Raw genomic sequence first — 16,703 nt, 5'->3', positions numbered from 1 at the left:
TAGTAATAGGGAAGATAGGTAGTTGCCAAACTTTTTTTAAATCATGACTTTGTAGCTCAGTCGGTTAGAGCATCTGACTGTTAATCAGAGGGTCGAAGGTTCGAGTCCTTCCAAGGTCGCCATTTAAGTTTAGTGATTATAGCCACAGGGATACACCTAGTTACATTTCGAACCTAGAAGTTAAGTCTGTGTACGCCAAAGATACTTAGTAATAGGGAAAATAGGTAATTGCTAAACTTTTTATTATTTATTGTTGAGTACTTTAGTACTCTTTTTTTTTCTTGACATTTTTTTAAAAATGATGTATTATATATATATCTAATTAGATATATTTTGAAAATGATATATTAATAGTGTATTAGATATATTTATATAAGAATAAAGGGAGTAGATTAAAATGAAAATTGAATTAGGAATTTCAACATTTGGAGAAACAACAATTATTGAGCAAACTGGGAAAGCAATATCTCATGCAGAAAGAATTAGAAATTTAGTTGAAGAAATTGAACTTGCGGATAAAGTAGGATTAGATGTTTATGGAATAGGAGAACACCACAGAGATGATTTTGCAGTATCTAATCCTGAAATTATTCTTGCTGCAGGGGCTGTTAATACTAAAAATATTAAACTTACAAGTGCAGTTACGGTTTTATCTTCTGCAGATCCAATAAGAATATATCAAAACTTTGCAACAGTTGATGCACTTTCTAAAGGAAGAGCAGAAATTATGGTAGGACGTGGATCATTCATTGAGTCTTTTCCATTATTTGGATATAATTTAGCAGATTATGATGAATTATTTAAAGAAAAATTAGATATGTTATTAGCAATAAAAGAAAATGAAATTTTAAATTGGAAAGGGACAACTCATACTCATAAAGTAGATGGAAAGGGTGTTTATCCTAGAGCAGAAAAACTTGATGTATGGGTTGGTACAGGAGGTAATCTTGAATCAACTGTAAATATTGCTTTACAAGGATTACCAGTTGCATACGCTATTTTAGGTGGAGGAATTTCTGGATTTAAGGGATTAATTAATCATTACAGAAATATTGGATTAAGAGCAAATCATCCTATTGAAAACCTTAAGGTTGCTGCTCATTCTTGGGGATTTATTGCTAAAGATAAGGAAGAAGCTATAAAAAAATATTATTATCCTACTAAATTGGTAATGGATAGAATAGCTGAAGAAAGAGCACATTGGAGTAAATTAACTTGGGATAGATATTTAAATATGGTTGGTGATGACGATGTAATGTTTGTTGGAGACCCTGAAACTGTTGCTAATAAATTAATTAGAATGATAGAAGAATTAGGACTAAATAGATTTTTATTACATTTACCATTAGGATCTTTACCTCATGAAGATATTTTAGAATCTATAAGATTATTTGGAGAAGAAGTTGCTCCTAAAGTAAGAGAATATTTTAAAGATAAATAAAAAACTCTAAAAAAAGATATATATTATACTTTAAATGGATGTTTACTTGTATTTAACAAGGGGCATCCATTTTGTTTTTATTTTCTAGTAAAAATATTTATTGTAATGATTATTTTTTAATAATTTTATTTTATTACTTGACAAACAATATTATACAATATATAATATTATAAAAGATAAAAGGAGGATAATTTGTGCAAATAAGTAGTGAAATATTAGATTTTTGTGTACTTTCTTGTTTGAATAAGGAAGATTTATATGGTTATATTCTTACTCAAAAAGTTCAAGATAGAATTAAAATTAGTGAATCAACCCTCTATCCAGTACTTAGAAGATTACAAAAAAAAGATTTTCTTGAAACTTATGATAGTTCTTTTCAAGGTAGAAATAGAAGGTATTATAGGATAACTGTAGAAGGAAAAAAGGAGCTAAAAAAATTTACAAATGAGTGGTTAGAGTTAAAAAAAGAAATAGAATCATTTATTGAGGAGGCAGGATTATATGACTAAAAAAGAATTTATGAGGAAATTAGATATATATTTAAAAGATTTAGATTATACTGATAAAAAATCAGTATTTGATTTTTATGAAGAGTATTTTGCGGATTTAGGTATAGAAGATAATGATAAAATACCAACGGATATGGATCCTAAAATTATATCAAGGGATATTTTAGTGGAATTAGGGATAAAAAAAGAAGAAAAATGGAAAAGAAGAGGTTCATTTACTTCAATATTATTATTTCTTAGTGGTATAATTACAGCACCAATTGCAATACCAGCTATTATATTAGTATTAGTATTAATTCCTTTATTATTTTTATTTATAATTGGAGTAATAGCAATACCATTTATAATCTTGTGGTCATTATTTACAATACCATTTAAAGTTATTGGTCTTGGTTCATCTTTCTTAGTTGGCTCTATTGGAGGATTATTTATATTAATAGGATTAGCTATAATATTTATTCCTATAATAATATCAATTTCAAAATTTATTATATCAATAATTTCTGATATTTTAATGAGAATATATAGAATTATATCATCAAAGAAAAAAAAGAAATATTCATTTACTTTTAAAAAAGGAAATACATATTTTCAAGAAGTTGAAAGTGAAGATATTTTTGATGAGGAAATTAAAGAAGAAATAATATCACTTGAAGGACTAAAGAAAATAAAATTTAATGATATTTTAGGGAATGTTAAAATAGTTAGAGGAAATGAAAATAATTTAAAAATAATGAATTTTATTGATAAAATAGAACTAATTAAAGTATTTAATGATGGTGTTCTTGATTTATCGATTGATTCAAATAAAGCAGTTGAAATACTTATAGAAAAATTACCAACAATAGTTATAGAATATAAAGAAGAAAATTTAGATGTAGAGGTAGATTCATTATTAGGAAATATTTATTATGAATATCCAAAAGAAGGTAATTTAGATATTGATTCAATACTTGGGACATTAAAAGTTAATCTTGGTGAAGAAAAAAATATAGATATATCAGTAGATAGTAAATTAGGATCTTTAAAAATAGATGATAGTATAGACAAAAAATTAAGTTCTAAAAAGAAAATAAGAATAGATTCTATATTAGGGATGGTTAAAATATATTAGGAGGCTAAAAATGAAATTTTTTAAAAGATTATTAATAGGATTGATATTTATAATTATAGGAATTTTTTTAATAGGTAAAAATATTTTTGATACTAAAGAATATTATGAAAATATGAATAATCTAGTAGAATATAGTTCTGAAGAGGAATTAGGAGAAATAGTAAATATAGATATAGAAGACTTTGCTGGAAATGTTAAAATAGAAAAAGGAACTAAAAATAGCATATTTATAAAAAGAACAGGGGAAATAATTAATTATTCATATACTAGTGGGAAAATAAAGGTACAATCCAAAAAATATTCAGTATTTAAAAATGAAAAGAGTTATATAAAAATTACATATAAAGATAATGAAAGACTAGATATAGATGTAGAAAATTTTGCAGGGTTAATGAAATTTGAGGCAGCTGAAAGTGGATTAATTAATTTAGAAAATATAGCTGGTAAAATAGATATTAAGGTAAAAAATAATGTGAAAATAGAATCATCAAATATAGTTGGAAAAATATTTGTAGATGCTCCTACAAGTACATCATCGATATTAAATGTTAAAATGGAAAATATAGTAGGTAAAATAGAAATAAGAAAATAAAAAATGAATAAGTTTTAAATTTAATTAAAGAGGATCAAAAAATATTCTAAATTAGGATTTATAAAAATAATTAAAAATTGGAATGAAAATATTAATTAAAAGATGGAGAATTCTCTAAATTTTTAGAATTCTCCATTATTTTTTATATTTTTAAATAATTTCTTCCTTAATATATCTATATACTTACTGCAAATATTTTATTTTTAGAATTACCATGCAGAGTTAATAACTACTTCTTCTCCGTATCCCCCATTTAGTTGTTGTCTATTAGTTGATGAATATGATCTTTGAACTCTAATACCTCTAATTCCAGCTTCTCTTGCAGCTAAAATATCATTATCAGAATCTCCATAATGGATTTTTGAACCAACTTTTTTAATATAATAAGTTTTATCCCATTTGTTACCATCTAAAGGTGTTTCAGAAGTATACCAAATTGGTACAGCATAAGGTAATTTTAAAGATTTTTGTAATGCTAATGAAGTTTCAGTAATTGTACCATTTTCTAAATTTCTATGAGGAGTTCTACCAGTTATAAAAGCAATTTTATCTCCTCTTTCTAAATGCATTTTTATTATATCAATTGCAGATTGTTTAGGAATAGAGTGTTTATCAGCTTGTTCTGCAACATAATCCCAGAAATTTTGGTTATTTAAAACCTCTTTAGGATTGTTTCCCCAACCTAATTCAGGACCGTAAGTAAATCCGTATTGGAAATATTGACTTGAAAAAATTAAAGTATCATCAATATCAAAAGATACAGTCATAGGTGGCATATCTTTAATACTTTCTTTAATACCATCAATAGAAACAAAGTTTACAGCTATTTGAACATTATCATTAGTTTTAAAACCTTGATGAGTATAAGGTAATTTTGGACCTGCAGCAAATAAGTTTCCAGCAGTTAAAAATGCTAATAGTAAAATTGTTTTTTTCATAAATTTTCTCCTTCTTATGTTTTGTTAATATATTATACTACCAAAAATTATTTTTTTCAACAGTAAACTTTTGTAAAATTTCATTTGACAAATATAAAAATATAATATATTATCTTTTTAAGAGAATAATTTTGAAATATTAAGTATAAATAAAAAATGATACAATAGGTAGATTTATTAAATTTTAAGGAATTTTAGTAGTATTAAATAAAGTTTAATTACTTATAAATAGAATATTATTGATTAAAATTTGATAATTCCTAACTATAAAAATTAAAATATATTTTTAATCATATTTGATAATTTTATAAAAAGAAAGGAGAAATATAGTTTAATAATAACTATATTATACAAGATAAAAATGATAATAATATATTCTATAATACAAGCAATAATAATTGTATTAATTTTGGTTTTAATTTTAGGGTTAGTATCATTTGCAATTAGGAAAATATTTAAGAAAGATAAAAATGTTAGTAACTTAAAATTGAAAAAAATAAGAAAAATAGTAATTGCAAATGATGAATTATTTGAAGATACAGAAAAAGGAGGATTAAACGATAAACTTTCTTTTTTTGAATTTAAGTCGGCAATAAAAAAAATAAATGAAATAAATAGTGTAGAAGAAGTAATACTTGATATAGATAATATGGAATTAAATTCTACTCAAATAGATGAATTAAAGGAAATTTTTAAAGAAATGAATAAATCTAAGAAAGTAATTGCTTTAGCCTCTAATTTAGATAATAGAAAGTATAGAATAGCTATGCTTGCAGATACAATATATATGTATAATTCTTTAAATTCATCTATGGTATTAAAGGGTTATTCAAGATCTTTTATATATTTTAAAAATTTGTTTGATAGAATAGGATTAAAAGTAAATGTTTTACATATCGGAGATTACAAATCAGCAGGTGAAAATTTTCATAGAGAAGAAATGTCGGAAGAGCAAAGAATATCTATAACTAGAATTTATGATAAGATGTTAGAAAATTTTTTAGAAGAGGTTAAAGAAAGAAGAAATATTGATATTAGAGAAAAATTATTTAAAGGTGATTTTGTATTAGTAAAGCATAGTGTTGCTAAAGAAAATGGGTTAATAGATGGAATTTCTAATTTTGATAAATTAGAAATAGATTATTCAACAAATACAGATAGTTTAATATCTTTTGCAAAAAAAGTTAAGAAGAAAAATAAAAGTAAAAATGTAATAGGTGTAATATGTGCTGAAGGAGAAATATTATCTAGGAGTAATTCAAAAAGTGTTATTACATATGATGATATATTAGAAAAAATTGAAGAGTTACAAGAAATTGAAAATCTTAAAGGAGTAATATTAAGAATTAATTCACCAGGAGGAAGTGCTTTAGAATCTGAAAGAATATATAAAGAATTAAAAAATTTAGGAGTTCCAATTTTTGTATCCATGGGTCAAGTTGCTGCTAGTGGAGGTTATTATATTTCTACAGTATCTAAAAAAATATTTGTAAATAAAAATACAATAACAGGTTCTATAGGTGTTGTGAGTATGTATCCTACTTTTGATGAGGTAAGTAAAAAAATTGGATTAAATATAGAAACAGTAAGTTCAGGTATAGCTACAGAATTATTTGATTTAAAACAAGTATTAAGCCCAGAACTTAAAGAAAAATTAATTCAAAATATGCAAGATGTTTATATAGAATTTAAAAGACATGTTATGACAGCTAGGATAATGACTGATGAAAGATTAGAAAAAATTGCTCAAGGTAGAATATGGCTAGGAGAAGAAGCTGTACAAATAGGTCTTGCAGATAAAGTGGGGACTTTTGATGATTGTTTAGAGGAGATGATGAAATATCTTGATATTAAAGATTGTAAATTATATTATGCAGTTAAAAAAACAACTATTATGGATAGCATTAAGTCAATGAATCCATTGCCATTTTCATTAGAAATAAATCATGAATTAGATATTATTTTAAAAAATAAATATAAGCCAATGTATTATATGAATATAAAAATAGATTAATTGTTCTTTTTATATTTAATTTGTAGTAACTCTTTTTTATATGATATAATTATAATTATAAAAAAAGGAGAAAATTATGAGTTTAAGAAAAATAATACAAATTGATGAAAAAGTACCGAAATCATTATTGGTACCACTTAGTTTTCAACATACATTTGCTATGTTTGGAGGTTCTATTTTAATACCAATAATATTTGGTATAAATCCTAATATAGCATTGTTTATGAATGGGATAGGAACTTTAATATTTTTATGGATTACAAGAAATAAGGTTCCAGCATATTTAGGTTCAAGTGGAGCATTTATTGCACCAACTTTATATATTATATCTAAATATGGTTTAGGTATGGATTATGATTATGCATTAGGAGGATTTGTATTTGTAGGATTGATAGGATGTATTCTATCTTTTGTAATATATAAATTTGGAACAGATTGGATAAATATAATACTTCCACCAGCTGCCATGGGTGCTGTAGTTTCATTAATAGGATTTGATCTTGCCAAATTAACAGTTTCAGGGGGAAAAATTGGTGCAAATATTATGACAGATAATCCAAGTTCTACAAGTATTTTAGTATTTGCTATAACCCTTGTTACAGCAATATTGGGTTCAGTTTTATTTAGAAAATTTTTTGCAACTATACCTATACTTATAGCAATAATAGTAGGATATATAGCTTCAGTTATATTAGGAGTTGTTGATCTAACAGTTGTAATTAATACACCTTTGTTTACATTACCTAATTTTGCAATTGCTAAATTTGATATAAAAGCTTTACTTGCAATGTTACCGGTAGTATTAGTAATAGTATCTGAACATATATCACATCAAGTAGTTACAAGTAGAATAGTAGGAAAGGATTTAATTAAAGATCCAGGATTACATAGAAGCTTATTTGGAGATAATTTCTCTACTATGTTATCAGGATTAATAGGAGGAGTACCGACTACAACTTATGGAGAAAATATAGGAGTTATGGCCATTACTGGAGTATATAGTATCCAGGTAATTAAAGGAGCTGCGATAATTTCTATTTGCATGGCCTTTATAGGACCGTTTTCAGCCTTAATACAATCAATACCAGGAGATGTTATAGGTGGAGTTACGTTTCTTCTATATGGAATGATAGGGACATCAGGATTGAGGTTGTTAGTTGAAGAAAAAGTAGATTTTAATAAACCACAAAATTTAATTTTAACTTCAGTAATTTTTATAGCTGGCCTTTCAGGACTAAAATTTACAGTTTTAGGAATGGAATTTCAAGGAATGAATTTAGCAGCAATTTTAGGGATAATAATAAGTATACTTTTTTATGTATTTGATAAATTAAATATCATGAATGAGAAATGGAATTAAGAAAAAGGAGCAAAGATATGAAAAATATAGAATTTGATTATCATCATGCGAAGCATTATAAGGTACAGAATCAATCTAAAAAAACTTTATGGATTAGTTTAGTACTTACAGCAGTATTTGCAATGTTAGAATTATTTGGTGGACTAATTTCAGGTTCACTTGCATTAGTTTCTGATTCATTTCATATGATATCAGATGTAATAGCTTTGGTATTTAGTATGGTTGCAATTTTTTATGCTTCTAAAAAACCAACTCAGAAATATACTTATGGATATTTAAGAGTAGAAATTATAGCAGCTTTTTTAAATGGTCTTGCTTTAATACTTATAGCTTTTGGAATAATTTATGAAGCTGTTAAAAGAGTAATTAATCCACAGAATATAAATTTTAGTTTAATGATAACAATAGCGGTTATAGGTTTAGTAATAAATATAGTACTTACATTAGTACTTATGAATAGTTTGAAACATGAAGAAAACTTAAACATTAAAAGTGCCTTATGGCATTTTTTAGGGGATTTATTAAATTCAGTTGGAGTAATTATTACAGGAATACTTGTTAAATATACAGGATTAATATTATTAGATCCAATAATAAGTGCGGTAATAAGCATAGTAATAATGATGGGTGGATTTAAGATAATCAAAAAATCGTTAAATATTCTAATGGAAGCAGTACCTGAAGAATTAGACATAGCTAAGATAAGAGATAGTATATTAAAAATAGATAATGTTAAAAATGTACATGAATTCCATCTTTGGTCTATTTCAGAAGGACTATATAGCTTATCATTTCATGTATTATTAAAGGAATATAATGGTATAAATGATTATGATATAGTAAAAAATATTTCAAATATATTGAAAGAAGAATACGGTATAGAGCATGTAACTATACAAATTGAAGATCCAGAAATAAATATACATACAGAGGAAGCCTTAGATGAATGATCTAAGGCTTTTTATTGACAAATATAAAAAAACATGATAACATCAATTAATAAATCAAATAAAAAGGAAGGTAATAGTTATGAAGAAGTTTTTTGGTATGATTATAGCAATATCAATCTCTCTTTTTTCATATGCAAATATAACAGTAGATGGTAATACTAATGTATATATAGAAAAGAGTAATAATGGTATAGATATAATAAATATATCGACTCCAAGTCCTAAAGGTGTAAGTCATTCAACATTTAAAGACTTTAATGTAAGTGAAAAAGGTGCTGTAATTAATAATGCTAAAAATATAGCAAGGAGTCATATAGCAGGACTAATAAATGGAAATAATAATATAAAAGAAACAAGAGCAAAACTTGCACTTCTAGATGTAACAGGAACAGAAGAGAGTAAACTAAAAGGAATACTTGAGGCATTAAGTAAAGATAAATTAGATGTAATACTTTCAAATCCTAATGGAATAACACTAGATGGTGCAAGTTTTTTAAATATACATAATATGTCTTTAACAACAGGAAAAGTAAATATAGATGAAGATAATAAAATAAATTACTTAAAACCAACAGGAGACATAAAAAGTTTAAAAGAGTTAAATACTAAAGAAAACCTAGAGATAGTAGCTAATAAATTTACTTCAGATTCAGATATATATGCAAAAAAGCTTAATGTAACAACATATGCAGGAGAAGAAGGAACAGAAATAAGTGCAGATATAATAGGGTCAGTATATGGAGATGTAGTAAAGATAGTAGCAACTAAATCAGGGATAGGAGTTAAGAGTATAACTTCAAAGGATTTAAGTTTAGAATCAAAGAGACAAGCAAATATAGAAAGTATAAGAACAGATAACTTAGATATAAAGGTAGAAGAAGATTTTACAAATAGAGATAAAATCATATCAAATAATAGTATAAGTATAGAAGCCAATAATATATTAAATGATGGAAATATATTAATAAGTGATAATATATCATTAAAAGCAAAAGAAAATATATCAAATCTAAATGGAGCAATAATACATGCAGATAATATCTTAAGTTTAGAAAGTAAAAACCTTAATAATATAGGTAAGGTAAATTCTTATGGTAACCCCATAATTAAATACAAAGATAAAAATGGAAATATAATAGAAAATATAGAAGAGTGGAAAACAAAACTAAAAGAAACATATGTTTCATATAATGCTGGAATATTATCTTCAACTGATGAAGCAAAGATAAATGCTTTGTCAGCTTTCTATGATGAAGTAGTAGTAATAGATCCTACTGAATTTGATTGGAGAGTATGGAAAGATTGGGGAGATGTAAAATACAATAAGGAAAGAGCTGGTAAAGCTGGAATATTTTACAACCTAAATGGAAGTGAACTATTAAGTAAAGAAAGAATAGAAGAAATAAAGAATAAAAATAAAGAGGCAATGTATTCACAATACTCTGATAACTATTTAGGAGAAAGTGAAGAAAATATCTTACTAAAAGGATATGTAGAAAATACTAACTCAGATACAAGCTTTTCAGTACTTAGTGGTAATAACATTAATATTACTACAAAAGATGTAGTAAATAATAAAGATGGACATATAATAGCAAATAATGATAATAATATAAAGACTAATACATATAATAATGCATCTAGTATTAGTGATGAAACAATAACTATTCAAGATGGTTATGAAAAAATGATATTTGATGGTTCTTTTAGTTGTCCTGGAGGTCTTGTATATTGTAATATATTACATAATGCTACATATATTAGAGATTTAGGTAATGATAGAGAAGTAAATCTTAAAGGACTTCCATCTCATATTAAAGGTGAAAATATTAACATAGATGCAGAAAATGTAAACTTTAAATCATATAGCATAGATGAAAGTAAAAAGACTTTAAGAGAAGAAGATGAAAGATATATAAATAATAAAGAAGAAATAGAGATAAATGGTAAGAAGATAGAATACAATTTAGAAGATGATCCAAGATATGTAAAACTATCAAACTTTTTAAATAATCCATATTTCTTAAATAATATTAAATACAATAGTAATAATAGATATTTAATAGATAACTTTAAAATGAATCATAATAATTTAGAATCTAAACCTACTAAGTCAAATATTACAATAAATGCTAAAAACTTAAATATAAAAGAACAAAAACTTCTATTTGATAATATTAATCTATTAAGTAATAATATATTAGTAGAAGGAGCTAAACTAAAAGCCTTAGATAACCTAAATATTAAATCAGATAATATAACCCTTAAATCAATAGTAGAAGAAAAAGAAAGCTATCTAGTAGTAGATGAAGTAAAATTCATAAATAGATATGAAGATTTAAAGAAATCAAGTTTAGAAGCAAATAATATATTAGTAGATTCAAAAGAAACTAATTTAAGTGGAGATATAAAGGTAAAAGAAAATATAGATATATTATCAGAAAAAGTAAATATAACTGGAGATAAAATAACTAATAAATCACATATATTAAATAACTATACTGATATATTAGTAAAAGAAGAAAAAATAGATAATTCTACTATTAATGCTAAAAATATATCTATTAAATCAAAAGAAACTAATATTGTATCTTCTAATTTAAATGTAGATAATAAGCTTAATATAGATTCAGATAAGTTATTAATAACAAGTGAAAAAACAAAAGAATCTAAGGAATTAAAAACAGTATCAAATAAAGAATATCTATTAGATAAAAAAGAAATAAGTAATAGTTCAAATATTAATGCAAAAGAAATAAATCTAAATAATAGTAATACTACAATAAATGCTTCAAATGTAATAGCAGATAAACTAACAGGAGAAAATATTACTGTTAAATCAGATATAGTTAATAATGAATATATTAAAAAAAGTAAAAATGTAACACATAAAGAAAATACAAATGTTAACTATCAAGAAAATGTAAGTTCAAATATATTAGTAAAAGATATTAAAACTAAGAGCTTAGATGTAGAAGGTTCTAATGTAGAAACAGATAGACTAGAAACAAAAGACTTAAATGTTAAATCACAAGTTTTAAAAACAGATATAAAACAAAGAGTAGAAACATTTAAGTTAGTAGATAATGTAGTAGGAAGAAAAGATAAAGAAAATCTAAGGGTAGATGGAAATGTAACACTTTTTTCTCATAAGGTAAATAAAAAAGATAATAGTTATGAAGGAAATGAAAGAAGTAATATATTAGTAAAAGAAGAAGCAAGTATTGATAAATTAGATGTATTAAGTTCTAATGTAGAATTAAATAATGGAAAAATAAATAGTTTAAATGTTAGAACACAAGATTTAAATAATAGAGAAAATGAAAATAACTATAGTGGTGGGTTAAACTTAAGTGGTAATGCAGGTATAACAGGTATAGGAGCTGGAATAAATCTAAATATAGAAAACCAAAATATTAAGTCAAAATCTAAAATACATGAGAGTAGTAATATATCATTAAAAGGAAATACAATAATAGAAAAAGAACTTGATGTTACAAATACTAATCTTAGTTATGATAATTTAACAGTAAATGCAAAAGAAGTAAATTTTAGGGCTATAAAGGATGAAACTGATAGGACAGAAAATATAACAGGAGTTAGTCTAGGTATTAATGTAAATGCAAGTTCCCCAATAGCAAAAGATATATTTAAAATGGGTAAAGGTGTAAAAAATCTTTTAGATGGAGAAATAACTAAAGCAATATCTAACCTAGCTAATGGTTATGTAGGAGCTGTTGATGATTTATCTAGTAATGTAAAGATTAAAAAGAGTTTTGTTGATGAAAAAAACAATGTAGTAACCAAATATGTTGCAGCAAGTAGAGAAGATTTAAAAAATATAGGAAAGAAAGTAGATAAAGAAACAACTAAATTAGAAAAAGATATATCAGCTTATGTAAATGTAAGTGCAGGAGCCTCGTTAGATATATCAAATAAGACAATATTATCACATAAAGAAGAGGTAAAAGGGAATACATTAAGTGGTGGAAATATATTATTTAATAATAATGATAAAGTAAACTTTACATCAACAGTAGTAAAAGATAGTAAGTTAGTATATAATAATGTTAAGGAAGTAAAGAAAGATGTATTAAGGGCAGAAAATAAAGAAGAGGTAATTGATGCATCAGTAAGTTTAGGGATAGGTTCATCACTTGATACAAAAGAAATGAAGTTTTCACCAGCCAATATTAATATAGGTGTAAAGGGAAGTTATGATTTAAAAGAAGAAAAATTAAACACATTAAATGAATTAATAGATAGTAAAGAAGTATATAACAATGTAGAAAATGTAAGTATAAAAGGATTAAAGACAAAAAATAGTGTTATAGAAGGAGATATAAAAAATCTATCTATAGAAGAAGTAAAAGATGAAAAGACAAGAAATAAAGTAGGAGTAGGCTTTGATGTATCATTAAACTTATCAGGTATACCTACAGGTGGAAATGTAGAAGGAGAGTTTGTAGATAAGAGAGAAGAGAAGGCCTATAAGAATGATTTAGACTTATCTAAATTAAATGTAGAAAAACTAACTGTAAAAGAAGAAGAAGCAAATAATCATAATATAGACTTTGGCTATAGAGTAGGGACATCAGGAGTAAGTGGAAGAGTAGGAGATTTAGAGTTAAGTACAGGACTTGTAAATGCAATAATGAATCCTGAAGAATTTAAACACAAACAAGAGATGGCTTCAAAAGATATAGAGAGTACATTTAAAGGAATAAAATCAAAGATAGATAATAATAGAAATAGTGTTAGTGATGAATTAACTGATATAGCATATGAAGAAAAGAGAAGTTTAAGAGAATTATCAAATTATCATTTAAATGGAGAATATTTAGTTAATAAGATAAATGAAAAGTCAGCTAAAGATAATACAGAGAGGAAATTACTTGCAAAAGAAATAGGCTTTAATGATTTAAAAGTATATGAAAAGCTAACAGATGAAAATATATCTAAATATTCTGAAATTTCAAAGAAGATACTACGAATTAAAAGAAAAAGGGGAAGAGTTAAGAGTAGCAGTAGATCAACATGGAAATGTATATACATTTGGAGATATGAGTGAGTTAGAGTTTAAGAAAGCACTAGCAAGAGAATATGGAATACATGAAGAGGGAAGAAAAACAGAAGAAGGGAAATTATTAGGAGCAACACCAGGTAATATATATTCAGAGTATGTAATAAATGGTAGTGAAGAGATAGAAGAATTACCAAAAGATGATGTATCAAGTATGCCAAGTGATGCAGAGGTTGTTAGTGATAAGACAAATACTCATATAACTCTTGCACATACAGGAGAGAGTTCTAGAACTAAAGAGGAAAACGATAATATTGGAAGAAAATTACAACAAAAAAAGATGAAGCAAAGTGAAAAGAAAAATGATGATAAAAAAAGATTTGAAAAAGAATTTTTATCAAAAATGTTTGAAGAAACTATAAAAAAATATAATAAATTATCAAAAAAAGAAAAAGAAGATGCAAGTAAAAAAATTTTAGATCTTTTTTATGATGGAGTAAGTCAAGGTAATAAGATAAAAGATTTTAAATTAGATGAAGAGTTGAATAAAATAATGGAAAATCCCAAATATAAACCAGCTGCTTTTTTTGAATATGTATTAACATTGGAAGAAATTAGACAGTTATCTGAAGATTATATATATAATATGCATTTAGATGATGGTAGGGATAATATTAATAAGAAACCGAGAGAGAAACCAGACAATTTTTATGTAAGTACATTAAAAAAACTAATATTTGAAAATGAGAAAATAGAACCTAAATATCAAAAATTAATTCTAGGAGATACTATAATTATAAATGATAAAAAACTAAAAGTATCTTCAATTGAAGATAAAAAAAATGGGTATCAAGCTGTTGTATTAACTCCTGAAATAGACCCTACTGTAAATTATTTTATAGCTAGAGGGAGTGACCAAAAAATGGATTGGGCTGTAAATTTATTTGTATTACCATATAGAAATAAAATTCCATTTTTAAATCAACCTAAAGATGCTTCAGAACAAATTAAACCATTTGTAAAAAGTGGTAATAAAATTGTTATTGGTTCCCATTCTTTAGCAGGTGCAATATCAATGAAAGTTGCAAATGATTATGATAATGTTTCAGCAATAATATTTGATCCAGCATCAAATAATACAGAAACAGGAAATGTTGGTTCTAGAGTGGTAACTATACTACCTAAAGGAGGGGGTATTTTAGGAGTTCCAAATGCAATTATAGATAATTTAAAGAAAAATACAGAATTAAATCAAAAGATTCCTTTAAATATGTATCCTGATATCCTAAAGTATTTTGTTATTAAGAATGAAGAGAAAGAAATAGATGAATTAAATAAAGAGAAGATTATCTATGAAAACAATACAAATCAAATGATAGAAAATAAAAAAATATATAAAAAGATGTATAATAAATTTGAAAACGAATATTTAAAAAAGGAAGCAATAGAATTTTTTGAAGATATAATGAGTTATCCTGCTAGTTATAAAAATTATAAAGCTGGAATTATTATAAAAAATATAGATGAGCTTTTAAAAGATGAACAGAAAAAAAATAAAGAAAAGATAGTAGATGAATTACTTAATATACTTGAAATGAAACAGGGTATATTTAGAAAACATAATTCAGGTAGTTTTGATAATGATTTTAATAATCAATTAATTAAAAAACATGAATATGAAAGGATATATAAATAGAATGGAAAGAGGATGTAAATCAGTTTTTACTGGTTGTTTATCAGTGTTTATTGTAATATTTTTATTTTTTGTTGGAGCATGTGTAAGAATAAATTCAGAAGGTGCAATGATAAAAGATTTAAGAGAAAGAGGAATAGCTATAAAAAGGAGAACTATAGATTTAGAGGCCTTTTATATGATAGGATCTGGTCCAAATGAAATAACATATATGTGGTTATATCCACCTGTAAAAAATAAAAGTAAGTATATAGGTTTAAATTTAAATTTAAAGTTACTTGTTCCAGTTACTTCTTTTGGTTATGGATTATCACGTAGAGAATTATTAGAAAAGGGATATGGTTTTTATTCTTTTAGTGATTTGATTTTTAATAAAGAAAAAGGTAATAATTTTAGGGAGATAGAAAAAATTTTAGATGATTATAGTCAAAAATATCTAATAAATGTAGAGTTTTATATTGAGAATTATGGCTATTTAAAACGACTATATACATCAAAAGAAAAAGAAGGAAGTTTCTATCAATACTTTAGAGAAGATGGAGAGTTAGTATTTAAAGAGGTTTCTATGACATTGGAAGAATTTAAAGAAAAAGAAGAAGAGAATGAGAAAAAGTTTTCTAAAATATCTTCAGAATACTTCAAAGAAGTGAGACAATTTGAAACAATGAATTGGGATGAATATGCAGAAACATTTTCATATTTCCCAAGATTATATATAGTTTTAAAGTGTAAAGAGTGTAATTTAAGTAATAAGGAAGAAATAGAAAAAGAGGTATATGAAAGAATAAAGAAATATCATAATCCTAAGACATATAAGCTTGAGGTATATGTAGAAAAGGAAACTGGAGAATGAAAAAATTAATAACATTAACCCTAATACCTTTTATCTTACAAGCCACAGAAATAGATAAAATAATATACAATGGAAAAGAAGAAAGTTTGGCTGTAAGTTTAAATAGTGATTTAAAAAGTGGTAAGTCCTTAGATGTATCAAAAATAGATGAATTAGTATCTAACTTTAAATATGTTAAAAGTAATAATATAGATGTAAAGATAGAACCATCTAATA

General features: G+C 25.0%; 11 protein-coding genes, 1 tRNA gene and 1 rRNA gene. 12 read left to right on the top strand and 1 reads right to left on the bottom strand.

Annotation, left to right across the window (positions count from 1 at the left end; all coding sequences use genetic code 11):
- Positions 1–45 precede the first annotated feature (45 nt).
- The 6 genes from GM111_RS07235 to GM111_RS07210 all read left to right on the top strand — a co-directional run bounded on the left by GM111_RS07235 (position 46) and on the right by GM111_RS07210 (position 3,656).
- Positions 46–122, top strand: a tRNA-Asn gene (locus tag GM111_RS07235).
- Between the two features lie 6 nt (positions 123–128).
- Positions 129–237 (top strand): 5S ribosomal RNA (gene rrf / locus GM111_RS07230).
- 160 nt (positions 238–397) lie between these two features.
- Positions 398–1,441: an LLM class flavin-dependent oxidoreductase gene (locus GM111_RS07225; protein WP_156300435.1), complete on the top strand. Its 1,044-nt coding sequence runs from the start codon at positions 398–400 to the stop codon at positions 1,439–1,441.
- Between the two features lie 194 nt (positions 1,442–1,635).
- Complete coding sequence (locus GM111_RS07220) at positions 1,636–1,950, top strand: PadR family transcriptional regulator (protein ID WP_156300434.1); 315 nt, start codon at positions 1,636–1,638, stop codon at positions 1,948–1,950.
- Complete coding sequence (locus tag GM111_RS07215) at positions 1,943–3,064, top strand: DUF1700 domain-containing protein (RefSeq protein WP_156300433.1); 1,122 nt, start codon at positions 1,943–1,945, stop codon at positions 3,062–3,064. The genes GM111_RS07220 and GM111_RS07215 overlap by 8 nt, the downstream gene beginning before the upstream one ends.
- A 10-nt stretch (positions 3,065–3,074) precedes the next feature.
- Positions 3,075–3,656, top strand: coding sequence for a hypothetical protein (locus GM111_RS07210; protein ID WP_156300432.1), 582 nt, complete (start codon positions 3,075–3,077; stop codon positions 3,654–3,656).
- A 209-nt stretch (positions 3,657–3,865) separates the two neighbouring features.
- Here GM111_RS07210 and aphA read toward each other — a convergent pair whose 3' ends face one another.
- Positions 3,866–4,594, bottom strand: a complete 729-nt coding sequence (gene aphA / locus GM111_RS07205) for an acid phosphatase AphA (protein WP_156300431.1) — start codon at positions 4,592–4,594, stop codon at positions 3,866–3,868.
- 361 nt (positions 4,595–4,955) lie between these two features.
- Here aphA and sppA point away from each other — a divergent pair, with 361 nt between their 5' ends.
- The 6 genes from sppA to GM111_RS07175 all read left to right on the top strand — a co-directional run.
- Positions 4,956–6,608: a signal peptide peptidase SppA gene (gene sppA, locus GM111_RS07200; RefSeq protein ID WP_156300430.1), complete on the top strand. Its 1,653-nt coding sequence runs from the start codon at positions 4,956–4,958 to the stop codon at positions 6,606–6,608.
- 76 nt (positions 6,609–6,684) lie between these two features.
- On the top strand, positions 6,685–7,968 hold the full coding sequence (gene uraA, locus GM111_RS07195) for a uracil permease (protein WP_156300429.1): 1,284 nt from the start codon (positions 6,685–6,687) through the stop codon (positions 7,966–7,968).
- A 17-nt stretch (positions 7,969–7,985) separates the two neighbouring features.
- Complete coding sequence (locus tag GM111_RS07190; protein ID WP_156300428.1) at positions 7,986–8,918, top strand: cation diffusion facilitator family transporter; 933 nt, start codon at positions 7,986–7,988, stop codon at positions 8,916–8,918.
- Between the two features lie 79 nt (positions 8,919–8,997).
- Positions 8,998–13,989, top strand: coding sequence for a filamentous hemagglutinin N-terminal domain-containing protein (locus GM111_RS07185; RefSeq protein WP_156300427.1), 4,992 nt, complete (start codon positions 8,998–9,000; stop codon positions 13,987–13,989).
- A gap of 1,628 nt (positions 13,990–15,617) precedes the next feature.
- The gene (locus tag GM111_RS07180; RefSeq protein WP_197034527.1) at positions 15,618–16,487 is read left to right on the top strand and encodes a hypothetical protein; all 870 of its coding nucleotides are present in this window, start codon (positions 15,618–15,620) and stop codon (positions 16,485–16,487) included.
- Positions 16,484–16,703, top strand: a 220-nt coding sequence (locus GM111_RS07175) for a hypothetical protein (protein ID WP_156300425.1), incomplete at its 3' end; no start/stop codon positions are given. The genes GM111_RS07180 and GM111_RS07175, both read left to right, overlap by 4 nt.

Origin of the sequence: Streptobacillus canis (genome assembly GCF_009733925.1) — a bacterium.
GTDB lineage: Bacteria > Fusobacteriota > Fusobacteriia > Fusobacteriales > Leptotrichiaceae > Streptobacillus > Streptobacillus canis.
Note: the sequence above shows the minus strand (reverse complement) of the source record. Positions and strands in the feature narration are given on the sequence as shown.